Genomic DNA, 25,338 nt, shown 5'->3' on the forward strand with positions numbered 1-25,338 from the left:
ATAAAATTATTCACCAATAATTTAAAGGCTAATTGTTAAGCGGTTACATCGAGTAGGGTGCCAAGAGCATCATCAGCGCTTTTAATGACTTCTGTTGAAGCTTTTGCTTGATATTCAGCCACCTTCAAAGTCACAATTGCTTGGTTTAAATCAGGAACTTCTAAATTGCTATTAGGCTTACTCACCTCGGTGTTTACTTCACCTTCATTAGCTGGGTTTTTTTGTGACTCAGTACTTAAACTCGTACTGGAAAAAATATCAGTCGCAGCTTGGTCAGCAGTAGCTCTCGCATTTTGTAGGCCTTGTAAACCTGAATTCAGTGCTGATGGTATTTCCACAGGTACTCTCCGCGGTGAATAAATTGTATTGGTTAATTATTAGTCAAAAACACAAAAAAGTAAAGCTGTTATTGCCTTCAGAGCGTCTTTGATATTAGTTAAAACGTAAGTCTAACCAAGTTAATAACACCTGATAAAAATCATCAAGATGAGAAATAAATGGCGCATGAGAAGCATGACTAAATAAGTGCAAGTCACTGCTAGGCACTAAATAAGTAATTTTTTCGATCACTGCTTTCGGCACTAAGCTATCGTTATGTCCGTATAAACGTAAAAAAGGTTTGTTGATAGTTGATAAATTTAGACGTAAATCGCAGTGACTTAATAATGTGAGCGAATCGGATAACGTTTTTTGGCTCGGAAGCGGGTGTGCCATAACTAGCTGGGTGATCAGTTTCAAATCTTGTCGAATATGAGGGCTACCCATCGCTTGAATTTTTAAGAAACCACTAATTGTTTTGGCGGTATCCTTGGCCAATTGGCTATGAAAGCTATCGAGAACATTTTCCTTTATACCCGGCCAATTATCTAAGGTCTGTTCGACAAAATATGGACTACTGGCAACGGTAATTAATGCTAATACTTTTTCGGGATACTTGAGCGACATTTCCGTTGCGATTAGCCCACCTAATGACCAACCAAGGTAAATAGCAGGTTGGTCAATTACTTGCCCAATATGATGGCAAATATTGGCTAAAGAATAAGGAGTTATATCAATCCCACTATTGAGTCCAAAGCCAGGTAGATCAATCGTTATTATTTGATAGTTATTCTCTTTATTTTCATTGAATAATGCCAATAGTGGCTGCCAAACACCTGAATTTAAGCCCCAACCATGAAGTAGAACAATAGGAATTACTTTTTTATTGAGAGAGTTATTAGGAGGAAATGTGGAAAATGTTAAGCTTTTTGCCATGCTTGTTACTGCACTATAAATATCATGGTATTAGTTTATATCATATTGAACGATAGCTAAAGGTAAGCACAATGGCATGGAAGCTAGCTTTAATAAAGTTTAAGACGTGTTGTACTAATACCCTAAGTAGTATTAGTTGTTGTGACTTATGCGGTGCAAACGTTGGTAATAGTGTATTAGTCGGTTATTCACTGCCACAGGCATTACTCTGTCAATATTGTATAAACGACTTACCTTATTTTAATCAGAACCTAATCACGGGTAATTTATTAAGTTGGCCAGCGATTCATCGAGCTTTACCTCATATTCACTTTGACCAGCTATTTGCTTTATCGCCCTATATTTACCCATTTAATAAATGGTTAGGTCAAATGAAATATTTAGGTCGTTTCGAGTTAGCAAATTTGTTTAGTGCCTTGCTCTGTGCTCAGTGGCAAGCAATGTTAATGAAAAAAGCTGCAATATCTATTGAAATACGACCTATTGATTTAGTTATATCCGTTCCCTTACATGTCAATAAGTGGCAGATTCGAGGTTATAACCAAGCGCACCTCATAGCAAAGTCTTTTGCCGGACAATTGGCACTACCCTATGATGCTAATGTAGTGATGAGAGTAAAAAACAATGAGAGTCAGATGGGGAAAACAGGTAGCCAACGGCGAAAAAATTTAGCTGATGCCTTTTTTTTGCAAGAAAAGTTAGCAAGCCATATCAAACATGTATTGATTATTGACGATGTGGTTACCACGGGCACCACCGCTAGTGAAATAAGTAAACTACTAAAACAAGCAGGGGTTGAAACCGTTACTTTAGTAACGGTTTGTTTAACTTTACCTAATGCAAAGAAGAGTGGAGTCGTTATACCAATTCCGTTAAATTATTGACCACTTGTACTGGCTAAAATTCTCCATGACGGCGTTGCTTTCAATCCCAATAGCCAGCTATTGCTCAATCAAGCGCCTTGCCCTGAAATATTTTCACTTCGTACAACAAGATCAGAAACTTATCGGGATTGGTATTACTTAATCGTTTATACATTTATTTATATGACGCAGAAAACGCTTTACTGAAAAATAAACTATTAGCGAGTAATTTTGCACTACCATGCCAGTAACCTCTAAATGCCAATACCTCTGTTGTTGCTATTACTCTGCCTTTACCAACGTTGTGAGCAATAATCGCGGCATTATGTGCTAATCGATTAACTAAATTTTTGTCAGTATAGCCACTAAGTAATGGTGCAGGCGTATATTGAGCTAATGTAACAAACGGTTGCTTAGGATGTTCCATAATTAAATTACTATTACGAAACATAGGCAATAATGTTTGCTGGTAACCATAAGCTAGCGGATGACTAATATCTAGTTCTACTTGGAAAATCGCGCCTGCAATACGTTTACGGCTAGCAAGACCTTCTTTATCTTGATAGCTGAGACCCTCATTATCAAACAACTGATTTATTTGATCTTTACTAACAAATCGAGCTTGTAATATTTCTTGCTTTGCTAACCACCGAGCTGCACGTTTTTGGCCGATAATGACACCACCTTGTTCAACCCACTTTTTCAATTGCTTAGCGGTATGTTCAGTAACATGCTGGTAATTACCATCAACGAGAATGATATGCGTATAACTTGATAGATCGACCCGACTTAACTGAGCATGATCAATAATAGAGAGTGGAATGTTTAAGGTTTCATCAAGATAAAATCGGACTTCGCCTGCCTCATATTGAGACATACCGGAGCCACCTAATAAGAGCGTCTTAGCCTTACTAATTGGCTTTAATGAACTACTACCGATATCTACGCCTTTCATTGTTAAACCGGTACTTATACTGTCTAATTTAATACCTGTGCTGTTACTGGCGGCAAGTAAAGTCGCTTGCCAGTCTGGATTTTGTTGAATACCAGCGGGGATTACTATGCTGCCTGTTCTGAAATTCTTATTTTTACCGTTGATTACACTGGTAAAAGTCTTAGTTGCCACTCGTGCTTTGATATTATTAGCTAGCAGGTTATTAAGTAATTTTGGCGCCAAAAAATGATGCCATTCAAAAATATAGCCGTAAGCAGAACTACTTTTACTGTTTTGTGAGAACTCTGCTGGTTTAGTCCATGCTTGATTAGCAATTTTTAGCCCGCGAGTACGGTTTATTTGGGTCGATTCAATATTCATTGCTAACGGCATTGTCCAACCGGAAACATCATAAAAAGTATTATCTTTAAAATCTGTCTGTTGATTGAACAAAGCTTGAATTAGTCGAAATTGAGGTTGTGCAAGCGGTATATAATAGCTGTTATTCTTTTGATATTTTTTATCCTTAAATTCAAAGTCAGCATTCAGTGGATAAGCATTTATTTTATGCTGTGCAAGTTTTGATAACAAAGCATTGAGACGGAAGTGATCCTTGCTTTCATGTAACAAATAACCGGAGAAATTTTCTTTTTTTGCTAGTTTATCGCTTTGCTGATAAAAATCACTGCGGTATTGCTTTAATTGCTCTCTATTTTTCCAAGCACCATTGATGGTGGAAAGCGATGTGGTGACATGATTTTTTATACTAAATTCTAAAGTAAGTAAGCCATTGATTGTCTCTTGCTGCATTCCTCTCGCGCTGGCTTGCTCGAACAAAATACCAATACTGCCATTGATATCAGGGTAGGTTGAGCCTTTACCGTAATAGAAATCATCGAAATTCTCTTCACTATAATAAAGACGTTTTTGCTTATCTAATGCCGCAGCATGAAAGGTAGCTAAGGTAGTGGTTAATTCGACATTTCTCTTTGGAGTCAGAGGATGAGTACGACTTTGAATGCCGGGTTGAAAAAAGTAACTGCTGTTATGGCCCATTTCATGAAAATCACCAACAACATGGGGTTGGTATTGATGGAAATATTTTAATCTGTGCTGGCTTTCTTGTTGAGAGAGTAATAACCAGTCACGGTTTAAATCAAACCAAAAATGATTGGTACGACCGGTAACCCAGTCTTGATGGTGCTCAATGTGGTTGGTATCGCTATTGTCAGTAGAGTTACGATAAGTACTAACCCAATTAACAAATCTATCCATACCATCAGGGTTGATACTCGGCTCTAATACGATCACCGTATTGGCAAGTAACTCAGCCATTTTTTCATCAGTATTTGCCGCTAAATAATAGGCAACTATCATGGCAGCATTAGCGCCACTTATTTCATCGCCATGTACGCTGTAACCTAACCAAATAACTAAGGGTGCATTGCCAGCCATTTGTTTATCAAGTTGACGTTTCTTTAAAGAAGTCTTTTGATTAGCCTTTACAGAAGGCTTTTGTGAAAGAATATCTCGGTCATTGAGAATATTTGACAGATTAGCTAAGTTTTTAGCACTAGAAATGGTCACCAGTAGCTGCTCTCGCTGCTGGGCTGTTTTCCCCATCGAGGTGATACTGACACGTTCAGAATCTTTGGCCAGCTGATAAAAATAGTTTTTTAGTTGATCATGCCTGACATGGCGCTGGCCAATTTCAAAGCCTAAACTATTGCTAGGTAAGGAGATTTCGCTATTAAATTGACTACCAGTAGGTAAGTAATCTTGTACCGGCATAGCAATAAGCTTGGTAGAGCAGAGCAGAGTAATTGATAAAATTATAATTCGTATAAGTAACATCTAGATGGCCTCGTTTATAGACTCGTCTAAGGTATCAAACAAAAGCATAAAAATCATTAGCACATAACCAAATAGCAGCGTAAAATAGTCATACTTGAGTAAAACAGTCAGGTATTTTTTCAACTGAATATTCTAAAGTGACGTTAAAGTGATTTTAAAGTATTAAAAGTATCCGAGAGCAGAGAGAGCTAACACAATGATCACTATTTCAGAAAATGCACAAAAGCATTTTATCAAATTACTTTCGCAGCAAGCTGAAGGTACCCATATCCGTGTTTTTGTTGTAAACCCTGGCACCGCGAAAGCTGAATGTGGCGTTTCATACTGCCCTCCTGACGCGGTTGAAGCAGATGATATAACTCTGCCTTTTGAAGGCTTTTCAGCGATGATTGATGCTGATAGTAAAGGCTTTTTAGAAGAAGCTGAAATTGATTTTACTACCGATCAAATGGGCTCACAGCTTACTTTGAAAGCCCCTAACGCTAAATTACGTAAAGTAGCTGATGACGCACCGTTATTTGAACGTGTGCATTACTTCTTACAAGCTGAAGTTAACCCTCAGTTAGCAGGTCATGGCGGTGAATGTACTTTAGTTGAAATAACTGAAGATGGTTATGCTGTATTACAATTTGGCGGTGGCTGTAATGGTTGTGCACAAATTGATGTCACGGTAAAAGATGGCATTGAAAAGCAATTGATTGACTTGATGGGTGGCGAAATAAAAGGCGTTAAAGATGCTACAGAGCATGAGCGCGGTGATCATTCGTATTACTAAAATTTAGTTTATACGAGTAGTTAATATGATTAACTTCACATGATTAAATTATTAGATAAAATAGGCCAAAATCCACAATACAGTTTAACACTGTTCTTACGTGGACTTGGCCTTTTTGTTATTGGCTTGATCTTTGTTGCTTTGGGATATTTTTATCATCACCTTTGGCAAATTATTGGCATTATAACACTGGCACTGGCCTGCTTATTGTCAGCATGGGGCTATTTAGGCATCTTTGCCAATCGTTGGTTAAATATTCTTTATCGCTCTCGACCCGCTAACAAACGATCTACTAAATGAAACTTATCATTACCTTAATAAAACAATATTGGCTTATCCTTACTGTTTTTTTACTTACCGCTATCGCAGCCTTATCTTTATGGCCTGCGGAACATTTACCCCAAGTTCCAGGTAGTGATAAAACTCATCACTTCATCTCTTATGGCGCATTAATGTTGCCATTAGCATTACGTAAACCAAAACATTGGTTATGGATAGCGTTAGGTTTTGCTAGTTTTAGTGGCGCGATTGAGATAATTCAACCCTATGTTAATCGATATGGCGAGTGGCTAGATATGGCCGCTAATGTTACTGGTTTAGCATGTGGTATAATACTCGCTAGAATTATTGAGTATTTGGCTGGTGGTTACATTAAATAACCTTTGGTTACATAACGAATACAAGTGATTGAGTGTTAGTTGACCGGCATCAAGCTTGCCTCATATTAGCGTGGTAGTATTCTTTCACTTTACTCAATTAAGTCAATTACCTTATGTCGACAGAAACTCCTGCACATCATCTTCCGGTAGCACATCCACCCAAGCGGTTATGGCAAAAAGTATCCTCAATCATCGCAAAAGGCAGTTTTGGTTTGGCTGCCATTGGCGTTGTGGTGACAATAATTTACGGCAGTGATGTCGAAGCCGATATTAAAGCCGCACTTGGCGCAAGCACCTTTTTTTGTTTTGCTGTGGGTGTTGTTTGTCAAACTATGGGGGGCACTAGCATTCCAAATTTAAAGCCAGCGCCAAATAAAACTGATGATTAACAAAGTTATCTAATACTTGCTAAATAGTCATGAAATCGAACAGTAGTACAGGTATCTTAAACGAAATTACTAGTTTTAAACTAAAAACATTCTAAAGTTCTAGTGGTTTAAAGCAAAAGGCGTTATTTTATCTTTTCTGATTTTTAAAGGTATAGACCATGAAAAATATGTTGCGGACACTATTTTCAGTTTCACTATTATTGAGTGTTTCGCTCTGCAGTCATGCAGCAGTCATTCTACAATACCATCACGTTAGCGATAGCACACCCGCAAGCACTAGTATTTCTCCAAAGCAATTTGAAGTTCACTTACAATACCTTAAAGATAATAACTTTAAGGTGGTGCCTCTATCTGATTTAATTGAGGGTATTAAAAACCAGCAGCCCCTACCTGACAAAAGTGTCGCTATTACTTTTGATGATGCTTATACCGATGTATTAACGCAGGCCAAGCCCATCTTAGACAAGTTTGCTTTCCCGTATACCATTTATGTTAATCCAGGCATTATCAATCGAAATGAAAATAATGATGCCTCACATTATTTGTCATGGATACAACTCAAAGCGCTTTCCGATGAAGGTGTCATTATTGCGAACCATGGGTATGAACATGATTCAATGGCACGTATTACCGAAGGATTAACGCAAGCTCAATGGTTAACTAAACAAACGGAATTATTATTAAAAGCGGAAGCGGTTATTAAAGAAAATACCGGCCAAAGCTGGCGATATTATGCTTATCCTTATGGCGAGTATGATGTGGCAGTACAGGCATGGGCAAAAGAAAATGGTTTTGTTGCTTTTTCTCAGCAATCAGGCGCCATTGATTTATCAACCGACTTGACTAGCGTTCCGCGTTTTCCGGCCTCAAAACCGTATGACAAAATATCTGGTTTACGTGATAAATTAAACTCGTTGGCATTCAATATCAGTTTGAAAGACGAGCAAGCCGAAACAATCTTTAAACATAAAGAAGCTAAAAGCATTACTTTCGATATTGAAAGTGGTGACTTTTATAAATCGGCGTTAAATTGTTATATTTCTGGCTTAGGTAAGCAAAAAATCACCTGGCATGATGATAAGAGTTTTAGTATTAACTTTACTAAAGATCTTCCTGTTGGCCGAGTTCGCGCTAACTGTACTGCAGCAAGTATTAGCAAACCAGGTCGTTACTATTGGTATTCAAAACCATGGTTTATCTTAAAGTCTGATGGCAGCTGGTACCATTTATAAAAGGGTAAATTTTTACCCTTGTTTCCTATTCAGTAGACACTATTGATAAAGAGCGACTATTCTTTGATAGTCGCTTAATAATTTATCATTATCAATACTAGGTACTTCACCTACCGCTTGTTCAGGTCTAAAAATTGCAGAAATTTTTCCTGCTGGATTGATTAATACTAATGATGCGCTGTGATCAACCCAATAGCTTTCATCTCCTGCAGCTACATCAACCTCGTCTTTACTCGCCTCTTTGCTAGTGATGGCATACATCAATCCTAAATTCCGTGAAAACGGGAAAAGCACATCGTGATCTGCGCGTAGTGCTTTAAAATTAGGGTTGAAATATCCAATGTATTGTTCGAGTTTTTCAGTGGTGTCTCTTTTTGGATCAACAGAAACTAGTAATACTTGGCTATTACTGGCAATGGTCGTTAAGTCCTCATAGATAAAATTGAGGTTTTGCAGCGTTGTTGGGCAGACATCAGGACAAGAGGTATAACCAAAAAAAACCAGTGACCATTTGTCTAGTAACTGCGTATTATTAAAAGGTTGTCCTAACTCATCTGTTAAGCTAAAAGCTGATATTGGTCGAGCCTGTTTATAATGCAAAGCATATTCAGGTGGCAGCAGCTGCTTTGTTTGCGTAATAAGATGAAAGCCAACTGCGCCAGCACTGATTGAGATTAAGGCAATAATGCCATAGATAAATTTATTCATCGAAATCCTGTGTATCCTGCCATTGTTGCTAAGTTATATTATTAAGGCTTTATCACCACGTTATTGGTGACAAAGCTGTGCGATAGTTTTTGAATATTAGCCCATTGGTAGCCAATAATGATCGAGCAGTAATATAATGAAAAGTAACATCAAGTGTATGATGGAAAATTTGAATGTTGCCATTGCCGTCTCTTCTTTCGCATGAAATTTGAGTTGCCAAGCATAGCCAAAAAAGATCAAGTTCAAACTACAAGCACCGACTAAGTACAACCAATTGCTCATGCCAACTAAATAAGGCAACAAACACACAACAAACAGTAATACGGTATATAACAATATCTGTGTTTTAGTGAAACTCACGCCATGAGTTACTGGCAACATAGGGATATTCACTTTGGCATAATCATCTTTACGGTGAATAGCTAATGCCCAAAAGTGTGGTGGTGTCCAAGTAAAAATTATCAATACTAATAATAAAGCGTTAGGTGCTACTTCATTCGTCATTGCTGTCCAACCCAATAAAGGAGGGATAGCACCGGCTAAACCACCGATAGTGATATTTTGCGGGGTAGCACGCTTTAAATACATGGTATAAACAAAGCTATAACCCACTAAACCCGCTAAGGTCAAATATGCAGTCAGCGGGTTGACTAAGACATAAAGCATAATAAAACCTAACAAGGCTATGCTAGCTGCAAACACAATGGCACTAGTGACGCTAATTCTACCTTCAGGTAAAGGTCTGTTATGTGTTCGGCCCATAACGGTATCAATTTTTTCATCAACGATATGATTAATCGCTGCCGCTGCTGAAGACAATAAACCAATGCCTAGCATAGCAGGTATTAACCGTTGCCATGGTAAGGCACCAGGCACAGATAAACTCATACCCACTAATGCGGTCAGTACTAGTAAAGCGACAACTTTAGGTTTTGTTATATCGTAATAAGCCCGCCAATTAGCAAAAACACCACTAATAGAAAATGGCTGATGACCAGTATTAATCGCTGTTGGTATAGGTGACATTGTTTTATTAATAGCTTTACTCATTGAGAGACTCCTCGGAATTTTGTCTTAACTTATAAGCTAAGGTGATCAAACTTAGCATTAAAAAGGCGGCAACTAAATTGTGCGCAACAGCCACTTTAAGTGGCAAAGAAAACCAAATATTACTGACCCCTAAACTAATTTGAATGATTAACAAACTCAGTAAAATAATGGCGGCACTCTTTATAGAATGATTTCTTGCTTTGAGAAACACCATGATGGCTAACCAAGCGAGAAACACACCGGTAATGATGGCGCCTAAACGATGACTAACATGAATAGTCACTCGTTCATTATGAGCGAGGTGGCCAAATTCATAACTTTCTTTGGCTGGAGGAATTAAGTCAAACGACTGCTCAAAACTTAAATCCGATAACCAGTCACCCTGACAAATAGGTAACTCTACGCAACTCATCGCGGCATAATTTGAGGAGGTCCATCCGCCAAGGGCAATTTGTGCAGTCAAAATAGTAATGCCTAGGAGTGCAAAGCTGCTGTATTTTTTAAGTTGCCAATCAACTAAGTTCGCTCCTTGAGCATTTATTCCTTTAGACTTAATACGCAAATATAATAAAAACAGTAAGCACAGCGTGGTAAAACCGCCGAGTAAATGTCCCATCACCACAATGGGCATTAATTTCAATGTTACCGTCCACATACCTAGTGCTGCTTGGAAGATAACAACGCATAAAATACAGATCGGTAGCAAGACCGGATAGCGAACTCTTGAGCTTTTTGACAAACGTAATTTGATTGAAAAAAAGGCGATAGCAGCAATAAGTAAACCCAGACTACCGGCAAAATAGCGGTGAATCATCTCATTCCATGCTTTAGCAGGTTCTACCGGTCGTTGTGGGAAAGCTTGCTCTGCAGTGGCTATTTGTACACTCGTTTCAGGTACATCAAGTAAACCGTAACATGTTGGCCAATCAGGGCAGCCTAGGCCAGCATGAGTTAAACGCGTATAAGCGCCTAAGCCAATGACAACAATGGCTAACAATAAACTGGTTAGTACTAAACGACGCAGTGTCTTTGTGTTTTTGTTGTGTTCTGTCATTTATTTAGCCAACCTTAGAGTATTTCAAAAGCTTTTTCATATCGGCGATAATAGCTTTACCAAAAGCAGCTTGTTGATCTACTTTTTCTGGTAGCTGATGTCTTAAAATAATGTTACCTAAGGGATCGGCGATGAGCACTTGTGGCTCTAGCAGTAAATTATTCATTTGAGATGTTAAGGCAAGTATTTCCCACTGGCTCTTGGCAAGTTGTTCACTTTGTTGGGCAGAAAAAATATTTTTCTTGAGTAATACCGGAGTAACCCTTGGCATATCTTTTCCTAGCGCAACATAGCTGTTATGTACCGCTTCAATACTATGCAAACAGAGCTCAGGACATACGTTGGGTAGTCGATAAATAATAAGCCATTGTTTGGCAAATTGAGACTGATCAATACCTAATTCATTGAGCGTTAAAGGCTGCTCCAATAATTTACCTTGATTCGTTACTCCTAAGTCTAGCCACTGATTTTCTAAGGCTAATTTTGCTAATAATATCGGCAATATAAATACTGAAAGCAGTAATAGTAAACTACGACGGTTTCTATATTTGGAGCTATGAGTCGAAGTATGGTCTGAGTTATTAGTACTGTTACTTGTCAGGGAGACGGTACTGCCATCACTTGAATCGTTTGGGTTTATTGAAGTAGCCATACATTACCGCCTTATTTTCTTTTTATTATTATGTAGAGTGTTTTTAATGTTGTTCGTTTACGTATTTTGTAAAGCCTCGGGTGAATTATCAGCAGCATCGCGGGTAGCCTTGTGTGTTTTAATCCGCAAGCTAATCATCAATATTAACCAAGCGAGGGCTAAAGCGGCCCATTGAAATGAATAGCCAAAATGTTTTTCCGATGGCATCACCATGGGGTGCCAATTTTTTATATAACCAAGGGTTTCTTTTGGATCGACATAGATAACAAATGGCAGCAGAGGCTTATTTATTTTCGGGGATATTAAAGTAGAGAACTTATCTAATTCAATTTGCTGTACCCGTAAGGGCCAACTTGGCTGCGTAAAATCTTGTGCTTGCAGCATTATGCCTTGCTCAATAATGCGAACATGGCCTTGGAAGGTAAATTTTTCATGTAAAGCAGTAACATCAGGTAGTATATTTCGATCAATTGAGCCCTGTACCCAACCTAAATTAACTAATACTGCATGAGTTGGCGTTTCTACTACTTGTAATACCCGATAACCTAGCGAGCTTTTCTCCACTTGATTATCGAGTAGGAATACATAGTTTTCATTAAACTGACCATTAATGGTGACAGGGAGGTCATTAATACTTTCTTTACCGATAAACTGTTTATCGTTAGATAGTTTAACTATTTCGTTTAGGGTTAACGGCGATTCCTCATTGAGTTGCGTAATGCGGACCGTGCGCTGCTCTTTCTCGAAGCCTCGGTTAAATTGCCAAATAGACAATTTAACTAAACCAATAAAGACAATAAGTGTAAGCCCTAACCAAAGGGCATTTCTTACTACTGATTTAGCTAATGTTTTTTTCGGGGAATGAGCATACTGCAAAAAGTCAGACCTTATAATATATAGACAAAAACAAAAAGCATTACCCAAACCACATCGACAAAATGCCAATACCAACTTGCCGCTTGAAAAGCAAAATGATTCTCAGGGGTGAAATGGCCTTTTAATATTCTAAACCACATTACAATTAACATAATACAGCCCAAAGTAACGTGCATGCCGTGAAAGCCTGTCAATAAGTAGAAAGTATTACCGTAAACACCACTATCTAAAAATAAACGCATTTCTTCAGAGTAGCCGTGCGCGTATTCTAATACTTGAAAGCCCATAAACGATACGCCAAGTAATATAGTGATACCCAACCATATTTTTAGCGGCTTACGTTCATTTTTAATTAAAGCTGTGTGAGCAAAATGTGCAGTAATCGAAGACGTTAATAGCAGAACGGTGTTAATCAAGGGTAAGCCAAACCAACCCATCGATGTGGTAGTCGTACCGTCAGGCGTTGTTAGTAAAGGCCATTGGGCAACAAAGTCAGGCCAAAGTACCGCGCCAGTTGCAGCGTTATTACCTGCTCCACCTAACCAAGGCACAGAAAATACCCGTAAATAGAGTAAGGCGCCAAAAAATGCGGCAAAAAACATCACTTCAGAAAATATAAACCAACTCATACCTTGGCGGAATGAATTATCCATTTGGTGTGAGTACTTACCGGATAAGGACTCTTTAATGACATCACTAAACCAACCAACGAGCATATAGACAACAAGTGCAATACCCGCCAACAGTAAATAACCACCGTAACCACTTTGTTCATTTTTTAAATCGGTGACATAGTTAGCGGCGCCAAAGGCGATCATAAATAGTGCTACCGCGCCGACAATTGGCCAGTGACTTTGATCAGGTACATAATAACTTTCGTATTCTTTGTTAGTCATTTTCTATCCCTTTTTTCGAGTAGAACCCTATGACGACTTCTCGGTTATGTCATACAAGGTATAAGATAAAGTTAACGTTTTTATATCTGCAGGTAGTTCTAAATCTACATAAAACTGCAAACTCATCTCAACGTCAGTTCCCGCAGCTAGCGGTTGTTGAGTAAAACAAAAACATTCAATTTTATGAAAATAATTTGCTGCTAAACCTGGTGATACTGATGGAACTGCTTGCCCGATAATGTCATGAGAAGCATTATTCTTTGCATAGAACGACACTAATTTCATTTCACCCGGGTGAACATCAATTTCATTAATTACTGGCTCAAACTTCCACGGAATACCTTTAGCATTACGGGTAATAAACTGTACTCTTACCGTACGTGATTCATCGACGCTACTTGCCGTATAAGCCACTGCAGTATCATTAGTTTTGCCATTTAGGCCGGTAATATCACAAAACACATCATATAAAGGCACCAGCGCAAAACCAAAGCCAAACATAGCAACAACGACAAGCAGTAATTTTTTTACCGTTTTATTGTTATTACTAATACTAATACCCGTATCAGTATTAGTATTAGTTGCGTTATCTATGTTGGCTTTGTCTTCGTTAGTGCTCATATAAATTAGTGCTCGTGTTGGTCAGCGTTATCAATATCTTCTTGTGGTGGCGGTGTACTAAAAGTGTGATAAGGCGCAGGGCTTGCTACTGTCCACTCTAAACCTATTGCGCCATCCCAAGGTTTGGCTGGCGCTTTTTCACCACCGCGAATACATTTGATCACTACCGCTAAGAAAATAAGTTGCGATAAACCAAAGGCAAAGCCACCGATACTGACCCACTTATTAAAGTCGGCAAACTGCAACGCATAATCTGGAATTCTTCGTGGCATACCCGCTAAACCTAAAAAGTGCATAGGGAAAAATAGTAAGTTTACCGAGATTAAAGAACACCAAAAATGCCATTTGCTTAACGAGTCGTTGTACATGTGACCTGTCCATTTAGGTAGCCAGAAATAAGCACCTGCATAGATAGAGAACAATGAACCAGTTACTAATACATAGTGAAAATGGGCGACAACAAAGTAAGTATCGTGATACTGAAAATCAACAGGCGTCATGGCTAACATTAAGCCTGAGAAACCACCAATGGTGAATAAAATAACAAAGGCGATTGAAAACAGCATAGGTGTTTCAAAGCTTAACGATCCGCGCCACATGGTGGCTACCCAGTTAAAGACTTTAACGCCAGTAGGTACAGCAATTAACATGGTGCAATACATAAAGAACAGTTCACCAAATAGCGGCATACCTGTAGTGAACATGTGATGCGCCCAAACGATAAAGGACAGTAAGGCAATCGATGACGTTGCATACACCATTGAACTATAACCAAACAGTTTCTTACGAGAAAATGCTGGAATAATCGTTGATACAATACCAAATGCTGGCAAGATCATGATGTAAACTTCAGGGTGTCCAAAGAACCAAAAAATATGTTGGAACATAACGGGATCACCACCACCAGCAGCATCAAAGAAGCTGGTACCAAAATAGGTATCGGTAAGTAACATTGTCACCACGCCGGCGAGTACGGGCATTACCGCAATCAATAAATAAGCCGTGATAAAAAAGGTCCAAACAAACAAAGGCATCTTCATATAAGTCATGCCAGGAGCACGCATATTCATGATGGTAACAACAATATTAATTGCACCCATGATTGAAGATATACCCATGATATGCACAGCAAAAACGAAGAAGGCAGTACTACCATTAGAGTAAGTGGTTGATAACGGTGCGTAGAAGGTCCAACCAAAGTTAGGCGCGCCACTTTCCATAAAGAAAGAACCTAATAAAATAGCAAAAGCAAAGGGAAGGATCCAAAAGCTCCAGTTATTCATGCGAGGTAATGCCATATCTGGCGCACCTAGCATCATAGGCAACATCCAGTTAGCAAAACCAGTAAAGGCTGGCATAATGGCGCCAAATACCATCACTAATCCGTGTACGGTTGTTAACTGGTTAAAAAAGTCAGGCTCAACTAGTTGTAGGCCAGGCTGAAATAACTCAGCACGGATCACCATAGCTAAAGCGCCGCCGGTTAAAAACATAATAAAAGCAAACCATAAATATAAAGTACCAATGTCTTTATGGTTAGTGGTATAAAGCCAGCGTTTTACGCCAGTCATTTTATGGCTATGTTCATCATGATGTTCGTCGTGCGAATCTTGTTCTATAACGTTTGTAGTCATTTTATATCCCCCTACTTCGCACTAGCAGCATCAACAGCTGCAGGTTGTACTAAATCACCGGTATTATTACCCCAAGCATTACGCTCATAAGTTACAACGGCGGCTATTTCGGTTTTGGTCAATTGACTAGCAAAAGCAGCCATGGCAGCGTTTTTCTTACTACCGTTAATCACCATATCTAAATGGACCGCGATATCTCCTGTTGCAATCACACTGCCTTTAAGCGCAGGAAATGCCGGAGGCAAACCAGTACCTGTTGGTTGATGACAAGCAACACAAGCGGTCATATAAACTTTTTCGCCTATAGTCATTAATTCATCATGGCTATATACTTTAGTTAGGTCTTCGACAGGTGCTTCTTCTGTAATTTTTTCTACTGTTTCTTCAACGGCAGTGGCTACGGATGCTGTTGCATCTTGTGTTGTACCTTCAACAGAATCGTTTTCAACAGCAGATTTAACATCTGATGCTTGCACGGCATCTCCGGTATTATTACCCCAAGCATTACGCTCGTAGGTCACAACAGCAGCAATTTGTTTCATGCTTAATTGCTTACCATAACCTTGCATACCGGTACCGGCCTTACCATTAAAGACTGTTTTAATATGCGTTGCGATATCCCCCATCGCTACTGGACTTCCCTTAAGTGCAGGGAATGCAGGCGGTAAACCAGTACCAGAAACTTGGTGACATGCGGCACAATAAGCAACGTAGGTGGTTTCACCTAATGCCATTAATTCATCCATAGGCACAGCTGCATTTAATGAGGCTTTTTCAGCTTCTGCAGCTTGGGCAATCATTTGATGCTGTTCATCAAGCCATTTGGCGTAGTCCGCTTCAGACTTCACCTCAACAACGATTGGCATAAAGCCATGATCTTTTCCGCACAACTCAGCACATTGACCACGGTAGACTCCGGGTTCGTCCACTTTAGTCCATGCTTCATTGATGAAACCAGGGTTCGCGTCTTGTTTAACCGCAAAAGCAGGTACCCACCAAGCATGGATAACATCATCAGAGGTTATTAAGAATCTAACTTTTTTGTTGGCAGGAATAACAAGGGGTTTATCAACTTCAAGTAAATAGTTCTCGCCTTTAATGGCGCTAGTTTCTAGTTGATTTTCGTATTGTTCGCGAGGGGTCGAAAGCACAGAGTAATACTCGATACCTTGATCAAAGTATTTGTAATGCCACTTCCATTGAGAGCCTGTTATTTGAATGGTAACATCAGAATTCTCATTGTCTTCCATGGCAATTAAGGTCTGTGTTGCTGGAATGGCCATCGCTATTAATATAACAATAGGAATTGCTGTCCATAATACTTCAACCTTAGTGCTTTCATGAAAATCAGCAGGTTTTACTCCTTTAGATTTTCTGTGAAAAGCCATAGACCAAAACATAGCACCAAAAACTATTACACCAATAGCAGTACAAATGTAGAGTACTAGCATATGTAAATCATATACTTCTCTGCTAACGGCAGTAACCCCTTTCGTTAGGTTTAACTGCATATCTGCCCAGGCTGAATTGGTAAATAGGCTTACCAACAACAGCCAAATTAGCTTATGTTTCCCCACACGGCATCTCCTCTTTTTATTATAGAGAACAGATCTGCAGCAATGTACTTCATAACTCACTGAACTGAATATCTGTTGTTATTATTATTTTAATTAACTAACAAAATCTCGGTTTAGGCACTGTTTCGCGATGTAGAACGTTTCATGACGAATATTACATAATCCAAAGATCAGGTTAATTACCGACGTGAATAATAATCAGGCATGGCACTAGTAAACTAGTGTGACAGGATTAGCGCATCGACGTCTTTTTATTCTTTTTATGTTCGTTTTGTATGCGTTACTATTACTAGAATTACGCTAAAAATTGATCTAGGTCAAACCTTTTATGATTGATAAATCAGAAAAAAGTCATTTAATTCAATGGAGTATTAGCTCTAAAGTCTATGTGGGCTTTACTAGGTGTAGCTTTTGATAAATTCTAGCTGGGGATTTAAAAATAGCAGAAAATTGCGTTGAAATTTAGCAGGGGAAAATATAAGGAGACAAACAAAAAAGCCATATTTATTTTGTAATTTTTCGGTAATGATTACGTAATAAATATGGCGTAGGATTTAACTAGGAAATTGGAATTAGTTACATCCAACTGCCACTTCGAATAATACCGACGGCAATACCTTCAATATTAAATTCTTGATTAGTTAAATCGACTTTAATTGGGGAAAAATCTTCATTCTCTGCATGTAAATAGACAATGTTTCCTTCACGTTTAAAGCGTTTTACTGTGACATCATTTTCAACTCGAGCAACAACTACTTGACCATTTTGTACTTCAGTTGTTTGATGTACAGCAAGTAAGTCACCATCTAAAATACCAATATCTTTCATACTTTCGCCATTAACGCGCAAAAGGTAATCGGCAGCAGGATGGAATAAATTACCATCCATTTTATAATGCTCTTCAATATGCTCTTGCGCCAAAATAGGCTCACCAGCAGCCACTCGACCAATGAGCGGTAAACCTTCTGCTTCAAGCATTTCTTCAACTAAACGAATGCCACGAGAAGTACCGGCAAGCATTTCAATGTAGCCTTTTTTTGCTAAAGCTTTTAAGTGTTCTTCAGCAGCATTGGCTGATTTGAAACCAAAAAATGTCGCTATTTCTGCACGCGTAGGTGGCATACCTGTATCTTGGATTTTTACTTTGATTAAATCATAAATCTGTTGCTGTCGATTAGTCAGCGGGCGCAATTCGGTAGTCGAACCTATCATAGCTTTAGCCTGTAAATTTACACAGTGTTACTGGTAGTATATACAGGATTAGGTGAAAGGCAAGCCCCGCTTGGCTTTATCTAACTATTTGTTGTTTACGAAAATTGTAAACCTAAATAATCATTTCACAATGTGGTTTACCATTTATTTCACGAATCAGTTTTGTGTCGATTACCGTTTAATCTGTACGAATTATTCACATAAGAAATAAAAATTAAGTTTATGGTTAGTAAGCTATTAATTAAAAATTATGATTGTCTAAATGACAATATTTCCATTAACCCTAAATGTCTACAGGTGTACTAAAAGCCAGTTCATAACCGCTTCTAAATTTATCTCTTTTCATCTCGAACACTGACGTACAAATATTTTTATCTAGTAAATATAATTTAGTTTTGTAAGAATGACTTTAGCTAAAATTACACAATCGCACTAAAAAATAACAAAAGGTTACTGATGCACTGGCGGAAAAAACTTGTTCACTCGTCTTTAATATTTGTAAGTGAAAAACTTACTGTTGAAGGTATTGAACAACGAAAATTTAGTTCCGCTAGCTTAGCGTTAACACTCGCATTAGCGTGTGCACCTTATGCTCAGTGTGCCGAGTTAAATAATACTTATTCGTTCAATATTCCTCAGCAAAGAGCAGATCTTTCGCTCACTCAATTTGCAGAGCAAGCAGATTTAACACTTATTTTTTCATTAGATAAAGTAAGTGCGACGACTGCGAATAAGTTAACAGGCAATTATTCTATTGAACATGCCATTAATCTTTTGCTTGAGGGTACCGAGTTAGTTGCAACATTGAGTGAACAAGGTCTGCTTTCCATAAATAATAAAAATGATTTGGGGAAGACAGATAACATGTTTAAAAAAAATACATTATCAACAGCAATTATTGCAATTTTAGCTTCAACTGCTTCTGTGCAAGCCAGTGCTGAAGAAAGTAACATTGCCGAGAAAGACGTTGAAAAAATAACCGTTACCGGTATTAGAGGCGCTCTTGGTCGCGCTTTAGATACTAAGCGTGAGGCGAGTGGTGTAGTTGATTCTATTTCTGCTGAAGATATTGGTAAATTTCCAGATACTAACCTAGCAGAATCATTACAGCGAATTACCGGTGTTTCAATAGATAGATCAGGCGGCGAAGGTCAAAAAATAACCGTACGTGGTTTTGGTCCACAATTTAATACCGTACTGGTTAATGGTCGCCAACAAGCCTCTGAAGATCCAGGTCGTGATTTCAGTTTTGATACCCTAGCCGCGGAAATGGTAAAAACCTTAGATGTGCATAAAACATCTTCAGCCACTGTACAGTCAGGTGGTATCGGCGCTACAGTAAATATTGAAACCGCGAAACCTTTTGCGATTAATGGCTTTAAATTAGCGGGTAGTGTTAAAGCCACTTACGATGGAAATAGTGAAGAAACCTCTCCACAAGCATCGCTCTTGGTAAGTAATACGTTTAATGATGATACCTTTGGTGCTTTATTTGCCATATCGTATTTAGAACGTGAAACGAAATTAAACCGCGCACAAAGTGCTGGTTGGCGTGAAAATTCATCTTTTGGCAAAGGTGCTCCGGTAACTGAGTCAGGCGAAATTTATACCGGTAATATTTTTATTCCACAAAATTTTGATTCATTGGTTACCACAGAAAAACGTGAACGTACCAATGCCAATTTAGTCTTACAGTATGCGCCCGCTGATAACCTTATCATTACCGCTGATGCATTATATTCAGACTTTGATGTTACATCAGATACCACCTCTTATGGTCATTGGTTTACTTCTGACAATGTTGAAAATGCTGTGGTGGATGCCAATGGTACTATCACTTCAATGTATCAAGAGACAGGTTTAGCAACAGATTTTCACGCTAAAAAAGCCGATCGTTTAACTGATTCCCTTTCAGTTGGTTTGAACTTTGATTGGGATGTTAATGATAACTTAAACATGAAATTTGATTTAAGTAACTCAACGGCTAAAAGAGAACCTAATAATGGTCGTGGCGGTAGCTTAGCGTTATTAGGTTACGCTAACCGCGTACAATGGAATGTTGATGGTAATATTTTGCCTTATTATTCTGACTTTGCCACACCAGATGCTTCAATTTATAGTGGTCAACAAGAAGGTGATGGGGTTAATCAAGATCCAAATAGTCCTGATTATGTGCCAGCTCAAGGCGTTTCTGATTATTTAGATACCGCTAACAGTCGTGCGCACGTCATGATTCGAGATAGTAAAGAAGTTGAAGATGTTGTTACTCAAGTTAAGTGGGATAGTCTTTGGTTATCTGATGGCGATAATGGTTTCTCTGCTGCCCGTTTCGGTGCCATGTATTCTTCTGAAACCAAAACAGTGAACTCTTGGGATAACACCACTAGCGGCACTCATTGTAGTTATTGTAATTATCAAGACTTTCCTGATGTTAGCGCCTTTCCACAAGAAGTATTTGATGCCGGCAGTGATTTTTTAAGTGATGTGAGTGGTAGTGGTCGTACACCATCACAGTGGTTAACATTTGATGGCGAGGCATTATTTGACTTCTTAGGTGCTGTTGAAGGTGTTGATTTTGATGCCGTTAAAACTAATAACTCTTTTGAAGTTAAAGAAGAAACTGCTGCTTTTTATCTAGAGCTCGATTTTGAGGGCGAGATAGCAGGTATGCCTCTCTATACTACCGGTGGTTTTCGTTACGAAAGCACTGATGTGACCGTAGGTGCTACACAAGCTAATGTTCAGCGATTAGATATCCTAGATGCCACTGAAATGTTAGCCGTGTATGGCCCTGCTTCAGGCTTTGATGAAAAAAGTAGTTATGCGCAGATTTTGCCTAATTTTAGCACTAAATTAGAAATTTCAGATGAACTCGTTGCACGCGTTGCAGCATCAAGAAGTATTTCAAGACCTACCTTAAGTAGCTTGCGTCCAATTACGTCTTTAGACACTGTGCGCCAAGGTAACTTGCAGTCTTCTAGTGGTAATGCTGGGTTAGTACCTTTTAGTTCTGATAATTTAGACTTGTCACTTGAATGGTATTACGCAGATGCTAGTTATGTTTCAGCGGGTTATTTCAGAAAACATGTGGCTAACTTTATAACTAGCGGCAAAAACCCTAAAACTTTTGTTACTGCTGATGGTAGCTTGTTAACGGACCCTTCTACCGGAAGTGATGTTAGTGGACCTGATGCAGATGACCAAGTTGCCGTCTTTACCAATACAGCGCCAAGCAATGGTGAGTCAGCCGTTGTTGATGGTTGGGAACTAGCGGCACAACATACCTTTGATTCTGGTTTTGGTCTTCTTGCCAATGCTACGCTGGTTGATAGTGATACAGAGTTAGATAATACAGATATTACTCAAGTATTTGCGTTAACAGGCTTAAGTGATTCAACTAACCTTATCGCGTTCTATGAAAGTGGTGCATTCCAAGGTCGTATTGCCTATAACTGGCGTGATACTTTCTTGTACAGCCTTACGCAAGGCGGCGGTGATGGGGTAACTTATGTTGAAGCTTATTCTCAGTGGGATGCCAGCGCGAGTTATGACATTACTGATCAAATTACTGTCTTTGTTGAAGGTATTAACTTAACTGAAGAATATACACATAGTCGTGGTCGATTCTCTAATCAGATATTAGATGTTGTTGATAGCGGACGTCGTATTTCATTCGGTGTACGTGGTTCTTTCTAGTATATATTGACTAGTATATGAAGGCTTCTTTCTCAGGAAGAAGTCTTCTTTTCTGTATTTATAAGCAAGAAAATTTGTAGTTAAGTTTTTTTGCCTATGCGTATAACCCACTTATCTGCATAATAAAATACTTGGTTGTACATCATGAATAAATTAACAAAAAAAGTGGTTATTGTTGGTGGTGGTATTGCTGGTTGGTTAACTGCTGGGCGTTTAGCGGCTAAACATAAAGGTAATACCAAACAGGGCTTAAATGTTGTTCTTATTGAATCAGCTAACATTCCAGCGGTAGGTGTTGGTGAAGGTACTTGGCCAACCATGCGTAGTACGCTGAGAGCATTAGGTATTAGTGAAACAGATTTCATTCGTGAGTGTGAGGCTAGCTTCAAACAAGGCGCTAAGTTTGCTAAATGGTTTGATGGCACTGAAGATGACTTTTATTATCATCCCTTAGTTTTACCGCAAGGTTTTGGTAAAACAGATTTAGCGGCACATTGGTTAGCTAAGCAAGCACAAACAAAGCAAAAAAATAGCCATGTTAACTCATTCTCAAATGATGTTTGTTTCCAAGAAGCCATTTGTGAGCAAGGTCTAGCACCCAAAACCATTCGTCATGCCGAATTCGCTGATGTAGCCAATTATGCTTATCACTTAGACTCGGCAAAGTTTGCTGTATTTTTACAAAAACATTGTCAAGAAAAGCTCGGTGTCACTCATATTGTTGATGACGTCATTGGTGTTAATAGCATTGATACTGAAGCTGATAACCCTACAGAAAAGGGCGATATTATTTCCGTCAGCACTGAACATAATGGTGATATTGGCGGAGAACTTTTTGTTGATTGTACGGGTTTTTCATCACTTTTATTAGGCAAGCATTACCAGGTACCTTTCAAAAAGTGTGATGATATTTTATTTATTGATACCGCACTAGCCGTACAAGTTCCTTATGAATCAGTAGATTCACCTATTGCCTCGCATACTATTTCTACCGGTCAAGAAGCCGGTTGGATTTGGGATATAGGTCTGCAACATCGCCGTGGTGTTGGTTATGTTTATTCAAGTAAACACTCAACAGAAGCAGAAGCCAGAGCGAAACTTGCTGAGTATGTTGGCGATAAGTTTTCATCACTTAAGGTGCGTAAAATCCCTATCGTCAGTGGTCACCGAGAGACGTTTTGGCAAAATAATTGTGTTGCCGTTGGTTTATCTGCCGGTTTTTTAGAGCCGCTTGAGGCCTCCGCTTTAGTCATGGTTGAGCTAGCGGCTCAAATGATCAGTGAGCAATTGCCGGCTTCAAGAGAAGTGATGGATGTAGTTGCTAAACGCTTTAATGAAACGGCGTTATATCGTTGGGACAGAATCATTGATTTCTTGAAGCTACATTATATTTTAAGTGAGCGAACAGAGCCTTTTTGGAGCGATAATCGTGATCCAACAACCATTCCACAAAGTTTACAAGACTTGATGACAGAGTGGCAATATCGTGCCCCGGCAGATCATGACTTTACCAGTAATAATGAAGTATTCCCCGCGGCGAGTTATCAGTATGTGCTTTATGGTATGGGTTTTAAAAGTGATTATTGTCATACCCCATACGCGATTGATGACCGTGATTTTGCCGATGGTCAGTTTAAAAAAAACAAAGTTTTAATTGATAAAGCGTTATCGTCATTACCCAGTAACCGAGAATTATTAGATAAAATTAAAAGCTATGGCTTGAGCCGAATTTAGTTACCTTATCTGGTTCACTTGATTTAAGCGTTTGAAATTTTAGCATCACCTAAAGAGTAATAATAAATGGCACAGTTAGTTGCGATAGATAATAAAAATCACCTTAACTTAAAAGTAGATGCGGCTAAGGCCGAGTTACATGGCGCGGGCTTACATTTAGTGCCAGCCGTTATGTCTGAGTTTACCAATATGGCGGTACAGTATCCTTTAGTTATTACTAAAAATGCTGATACTGGGCAGTTTGTCGTTGCTGCTATGTTAGGTTTTGAGTCCGGAGAAAATTTATTTTGGCAAGCCGGACAATGGCAAGGGTTATACCTACCATTACAAATTAGACGACAGCCATTTTTTGTTGGTAACCCAGAACATAACAAAGCTCAAGCGGAATCGGGCGACTATGTTGTCTGCTTTGATAGTGAAAGCCCAGCAGTAACCTCTAATGAGGGCCAAGCATTATTTACTGAAGATGGTGCGGACACTGAATATTTTCAACAAGCCAAGTATTGTCTTGCACAGTTATTAGAAGGGGAGTTAGCTAATAAACAGTTACTTGAGCAATTAGAAAGGTTGCAGTTACTGCAAGTGATGCAAATGGAAGTGACTTTTGCTAATCAACAAAGTACCACGTTAAATGGTTTATATACCATTGATACGGAAAAACTTGCCGCCTTATCATCTGAGAACATATCAAGTTTGCACAAAGCTGGGTTGCTGCAAGCAATCTACACCTTAATTACCTCGCTTGGCCAAATCCATCATTTGATTGATTTGAAAAATAAACAACTGGGTTGTTAATTTTTACTCAAGTGCTGTTTAGCAGAGTTTAGCTTACTTATGTTTGATTTTAGCTTAAATAACCAAGCAATCTTAACAAAGCATATAATTGGTGCTGAGAAGATACCTTTACTGATTATTGATAACTTTGCCAACTCAGTGACTGATTTAGTAGAGTTTGCTGGAGACGGTTCGGCTTTTCGGGCGGATAAAAATAACTTTTATCCGGGTAAGCGTAAGTTAATGCCGAGTGAGTATGGTGAGCAGATATGTCGTCAATATTTGCCCCTATTTCACTCTTTTTTCGGCAGCTCACAAACGAGTGTTGCCAAAACCGTTATATCAGCCTTAGCCGTTGCAGATACACCAGTAACACAGTTGCGACCTATGCAAATGCTGCCTCATATTGATACACCACAAAGTAATCAATTTGCGGTAGTGCATTACTTATGTAATGAAGATCATGGTGGCACGTCTTTTTATCGGCATAAAGAGACCGGATATCAAACAATCACTCAAGACCGGTTGTATTACTATGCTAATCAAGTAAAAAAAGAGGCTATGGCTAATCAAATACATAAAACCCCCAAGTATATGCACGGTAGCGACAAACTATTTGAGCAACTATATTCAGTAGAGGCTCGTATGAATAGGGCTATTATCTATCCAAGTAATTTGTTGCACTCAGGTAATGTCAATGCAGCGTTAGGTTTGTCATCTGTGCCTCAAAAAGGTCGTTTGACTATCGGTAGTTTTATTTTACTTGAGTAACTTTTTTCATTATTTTTATCTTTTTGTTATTTTTTATTGAAAGCACTAGCGGAAAATTATTCGTCACTCGTCTTATAAGGTAAGCAATAGATAAAAAATAAAATTCACACTTAGCTAAACCTA

Annotated in this window: 23 protein-coding genes; 10 read left to right on the top strand and 13 right to left on the bottom strand. The window is 38.7% G+C overall.

What is annotated here, in order from left to right:
- Positions 1-35: 35 nt before the first annotated feature.
- A complete protein-coding gene (locus CXF85_RS05340; protein ID WP_101227495.1) occupies positions 36-338 on the bottom strand; it encodes a hypothetical protein in 303 nt (100 codons plus the stop codon).
- A 94-nt stretch (positions 339-432) separates the two neighbouring features.
- Positions 433-1,254, bottom strand: a complete 822-nt coding sequence (gene bioH / locus CXF85_RS05345) for a pimeloyl-ACP methyl ester esterase BioH (protein WP_101227496.1) — start codon at positions 1,252-1,254, stop codon at positions 433-435.
- 71 nt (positions 1,255-1,325) lie between these two features.
- Between bioH and CXF85_RS05350 the strand changes: the two genes are divergently transcribed.
- A complete protein-coding gene (locus tag CXF85_RS05350) occupies positions 1,326-2,138 on the top strand; it encodes a ComF family protein (RefSeq protein ID WP_101227497.1) in 813 nt (270 codons plus the stop codon).
- Between the two features lie 154 nt (positions 2,139-2,292).
- Here the strand turns inward: CXF85_RS05350 and CXF85_RS05355 are convergent, their stop codons facing one another.
- Positions 2,293-4,905, bottom strand: a complete 2,613-nt coding sequence (locus CXF85_RS05355) for a M14 family metallopeptidase (RefSeq protein ID WP_101227498.1) — start codon at positions 4,903-4,905, stop codon at positions 2,293-2,295.
- 196 nt (positions 4,906-5,101) lie between these two features.
- On the opposite strand from CXF85_RS05355, the gene nfuA reads away from it, so the two are divergent.
- The 5 genes from nfuA to CXF85_RS05380 all read left to right on the top strand — a co-directional run bounded on the left by nfuA (position 5,102) and on the right by CXF85_RS05380 (position 7,960).
- Complete coding sequence (gene nfuA, locus CXF85_RS05360) at positions 5,102-5,680, top strand: Fe-S biogenesis protein NfuA (protein WP_101227499.1); 579 nt, start codon at positions 5,102-5,104, stop codon at positions 5,678-5,680.
- A gap of 39 nt (positions 5,681-5,719) precedes the next feature.
- A complete protein-coding gene (locus CXF85_RS05365) occupies positions 5,720-5,980 on the top strand; it encodes a hypothetical protein (RefSeq protein ID WP_101227500.1) in 261 nt (86 codons plus the stop codon).
- Positions 5,977-6,339 (top strand): VanZ family protein, encoded by a 363-nt coding sequence (locus tag CXF85_RS05370; protein ID WP_101227501.1) that lies wholly within the window; start codon positions 5,977-5,979, stop codon positions 6,337-6,339. Before CXF85_RS05365 ends, CXF85_RS05370 begins: the two co-directional genes overlap by 4 nt.
- A gap of 113 nt (positions 6,340-6,452) precedes the next feature.
- On the top strand, positions 6,453-6,728 hold the full coding sequence (locus tag CXF85_RS05375; protein ID WP_101227502.1) for a hypothetical protein: 276 nt from the start codon (positions 6,453-6,455) through the stop codon (positions 6,726-6,728).
- A 158-nt stretch (positions 6,729-6,886) separates the two neighbouring features.
- Entirely contained in the window at positions 6,887-7,960 is a 1,074-nt protein-coding gene (locus CXF85_RS05380; RefSeq protein WP_101227503.1) for a polysaccharide deacetylase family protein, read from the top strand.
- A gap of 39 nt (positions 7,961-7,999) precedes the next feature.
- Here CXF85_RS05380 and CXF85_RS05385 read toward each other — a convergent pair whose 3' ends face one another.
- The 10 genes from CXF85_RS05385 to lexA all read right to left on the bottom strand — a co-directional run bounded on the left by CXF85_RS05385 (position 8,000) and on the right by lexA (position 18,219).
- A complete protein-coding gene (locus CXF85_RS05385) occupies positions 8,000-8,668 on the bottom strand; it encodes an SCO family protein (protein WP_101227504.1) in 669 nt (222 codons plus the stop codon).
- Between the two features lie 96 nt (positions 8,669-8,764).
- On the bottom strand, positions 8,765-9,718 hold the full coding sequence (cyoE, locus tag CXF85_RS05390; protein WP_232771084.1) for a heme o synthase: 954 nt from the start codon (positions 9,716-9,718) through the stop codon (positions 8,765-8,767).
- Entirely contained in the window at positions 9,711-10,772 is a 1,062-nt protein-coding gene (locus CXF85_RS05395; RefSeq protein WP_101227505.1) for a COX15/CtaA family protein, read from the bottom strand. Before CXF85_RS05395 ends, cyoE begins: the two co-directional genes overlap by 8 nt.
- A 4-nt stretch (positions 10,773-10,776) precedes the next feature.
- Positions 10,777-11,424: a hypothetical protein gene (locus CXF85_RS05400; protein WP_101227506.1), complete on the bottom strand. Its 648-nt coding sequence runs from the start codon at positions 11,422-11,424 to the stop codon at positions 10,777-10,779.
- Between the two features lie 57 nt (positions 11,425-11,481).
- On the bottom strand, positions 11,482-12,300 hold the full coding sequence (locus CXF85_RS05405) for an SURF1 family protein (RefSeq protein WP_101227507.1): 819 nt from the start codon (positions 12,298-12,300) through the stop codon (positions 11,482-11,484).
- Between the two features lie 11 nt (positions 12,301-12,311).
- Positions 12,312-13,196, bottom strand: coding sequence for a cytochrome c oxidase subunit 3 (locus tag CXF85_RS05410; RefSeq protein ID WP_101227508.1), 885 nt, complete (start codon positions 13,194-13,196; stop codon positions 12,312-12,314).
- Positions 13,197-13,223: 27 nt separating this feature from the next.
- Entirely contained in the window at positions 13,224-13,817 is a 594-nt protein-coding gene (locus CXF85_RS05415; RefSeq protein WP_232771085.1) for a cytochrome c oxidase assembly protein, read from the bottom strand.
- A gap of 5 nt (positions 13,818-13,822) precedes the next feature.
- Positions 13,823-15,388, bottom strand: coding sequence for a cytochrome c oxidase subunit I (gene ctaD, locus CXF85_RS05420; RefSeq protein WP_232771115.1), 1,566 nt, complete (start codon positions 15,386-15,388; stop codon positions 13,823-13,825).
- 74 nt (positions 15,389-15,462) lie between these two features.
- Positions 15,463-16,962 carry a cytochrome c oxidase subunit II gene (gene coxB / locus CXF85_RS05425; protein ID WP_198555534.1) on the bottom strand — a complete coding sequence of 500 codons (1,500 nt, stop codon included), beginning with the start codon at positions 16,960-16,962 and terminating at the stop codon, positions 15,463-15,465.
- Between the two features lie 642 nt (positions 16,963-17,604).
- The gene (gene lexA / locus CXF85_RS05430; protein WP_101227923.1) at positions 17,605-18,219 is read right to left on the bottom strand and encodes a transcriptional repressor LexA; all 615 of its coding nucleotides are present in this window, start codon (positions 18,217-18,219) and stop codon (positions 17,605-17,607) included.
- A gap of 885 nt (positions 18,220-19,104) precedes the next feature.
- Between lexA and CXF85_RS05435 the strand changes: the two genes are divergently transcribed.
- The 4 genes from CXF85_RS05435 (at position 19,105) to CXF85_RS05450 (ending at position 25,215) form a co-directional block, all read left to right on the top strand.
- On the top strand, positions 19,105-21,936 hold the full coding sequence (locus tag CXF85_RS05435; protein WP_101227924.1) for a TonB-dependent receptor: 2,832 nt from the start codon (positions 19,105-19,107) through the stop codon (positions 21,934-21,936).
- 144 nt (positions 21,937-22,080) lie between these two features.
- On the top strand, positions 22,081-23,670 hold the full coding sequence (locus tag CXF85_RS05440) for a tryptophan halogenase family protein (protein WP_442871862.1): 1,590 nt from the start codon (positions 22,081-22,083) through the stop codon (positions 23,668-23,670).
- 66 nt (positions 23,671-23,736) lie between these two features.
- Positions 23,737-24,465: a SapC family protein gene (locus tag CXF85_RS05445; RefSeq protein ID WP_101227512.1), complete on the top strand. Its 729-nt coding sequence runs from the start codon at positions 23,737-23,739 to the stop codon at positions 24,463-24,465.
- A 39-nt stretch (positions 24,466-24,504) separates the two neighbouring features.
- On the top strand, positions 24,505-25,215 hold the full coding sequence (locus CXF85_RS05450; protein ID WP_101227513.1) for a DUF6445 family protein: 711 nt from the start codon (positions 24,505-24,507) through the stop codon (positions 25,213-25,215).
- The last annotated feature ends 123 nt before the right edge of the window (positions 25,216-25,338 follow it).

The sequence above is a fragment of the Colwellia sp. 75C3 genome, from assembly GCF_002836255.1.
Lineage (GTDB): Bacteria > Pseudomonadota > Gammaproteobacteria > Enterobacterales > Alteromonadaceae > Colwellia.

Coding starts and splice junctions, on each gene's coding strand:
- CXF85_RS05385 (WP_101227504.1), bottom strand. CDS start 8,668: ATGAATAAATTTATCTATGGCATTATTGCCTTAATCTCAATCAGTGCT.
- CXF85_RS05395 (WP_101227505.1), bottom strand. CDS start 10,772: ATGACAGAACACAACAAAAACACAAAGACACTGCGTCGTTTAGTACTA.
- bioH (WP_101227496.1), bottom strand. CDS start 1,254: ATGGCAAAAAGCTTAACATTTTCCACATTTCCTCCTAATAACTCTCTC.
- CXF85_RS05445 (WP_101227512.1), top strand. CDS start 23,737: ATGGCACAGTTAGTTGCGATAGATAATAAAAATCACCTTAACTTAAAA.
- CXF85_RS05365 (WP_101227500.1), top strand. CDS start 5,720: ATGATTAAATTATTAGATAAAATAGGCCAAAATCCACAATACAGTTTA.
- nfuA (WP_101227499.1), top strand. CDS start 5,102: ATGATCACTATTTCAGAAAATGCACAAAAGCATTTTATCAAATTACTT.
- CXF85_RS05355 (WP_101227498.1), bottom strand. CDS start 4,905: ATGTTACTTATACGAATTATAATTTTATCAATTACTCTGCTCTGCTCT.
- CXF85_RS05400 (WP_101227506.1), bottom strand. CDS start 11,424: ATGGCTACTTCAATAAACCCAAACGATTCAAGTGATGGCAGTACCGTC.
- cyoE (WP_232771084.1), bottom strand. CDS start 9,718: ATGAGTAAAGCTATTAATAAAACAATGTCACCTATACCAACAGCGATT.
- CXF85_RS05375 (WP_101227502.1), top strand. CDS start 6,453: ATGTCGACAGAAACTCCTGCACATCATCTTCCGGTAGCACATCCACCC.
- CXF85_RS05450 (WP_101227513.1), top strand. CDS start 24,505: ATGTTTGATTTTAGCTTAAATAACCAAGCAATCTTAACAAAGCATATA.
- ctaD (WP_232771115.1), bottom strand. CDS start 15,388: ATGACTGGCGTAAAACGCTGGCTTTATACCACTAACCATAAAGACATT.
- CXF85_RS05435 (WP_101227924.1), top strand. CDS start 19,105: ATGTTTAAAAAAAATACATTATCAACAGCAATTATTGCAATTTTAGCT.
- coxB (WP_198555534.1), bottom strand. CDS start 16,962: ATGCAGTTAAACCTAACGAAAGGGGTTACTGCCGTTAGCAGAGAAGTA.
- CXF85_RS05380 (WP_101227503.1), top strand. CDS start 6,887: ATGAAAAATATGTTGCGGACACTATTTTCAGTTTCACTATTATTGAGT.
- CXF85_RS05440 (WP_442871862.1), top strand. CDS start 22,081: ATGAATAAATTAACAAAAAAAGTGGTTATTGTTGGTGGTGGTATTGCT.
- CXF85_RS05370 (WP_101227501.1), top strand. CDS start 5,977: ATGAAACTTATCATTACCTTAATAAAACAATATTGGCTTATCCTTACT.
- CXF85_RS05350 (WP_101227497.1), top strand. CDS start 1,326: ATGGCATGGAAGCTAGCTTTAATAAAGTTTAAGACGTGTTGTACTAAT.
- CXF85_RS05415 (WP_232771085.1), bottom strand. CDS start 13,817: ATGAGCACTAACGAAGACAAAGCCAACATAGATAACGCAACTAATACT.
- CXF85_RS05410 (WP_101227508.1), bottom strand. CDS start 13,196: ATGACTAACAAAGAATACGAAAGTTATTATGTACCTGATCAAAGTCAC.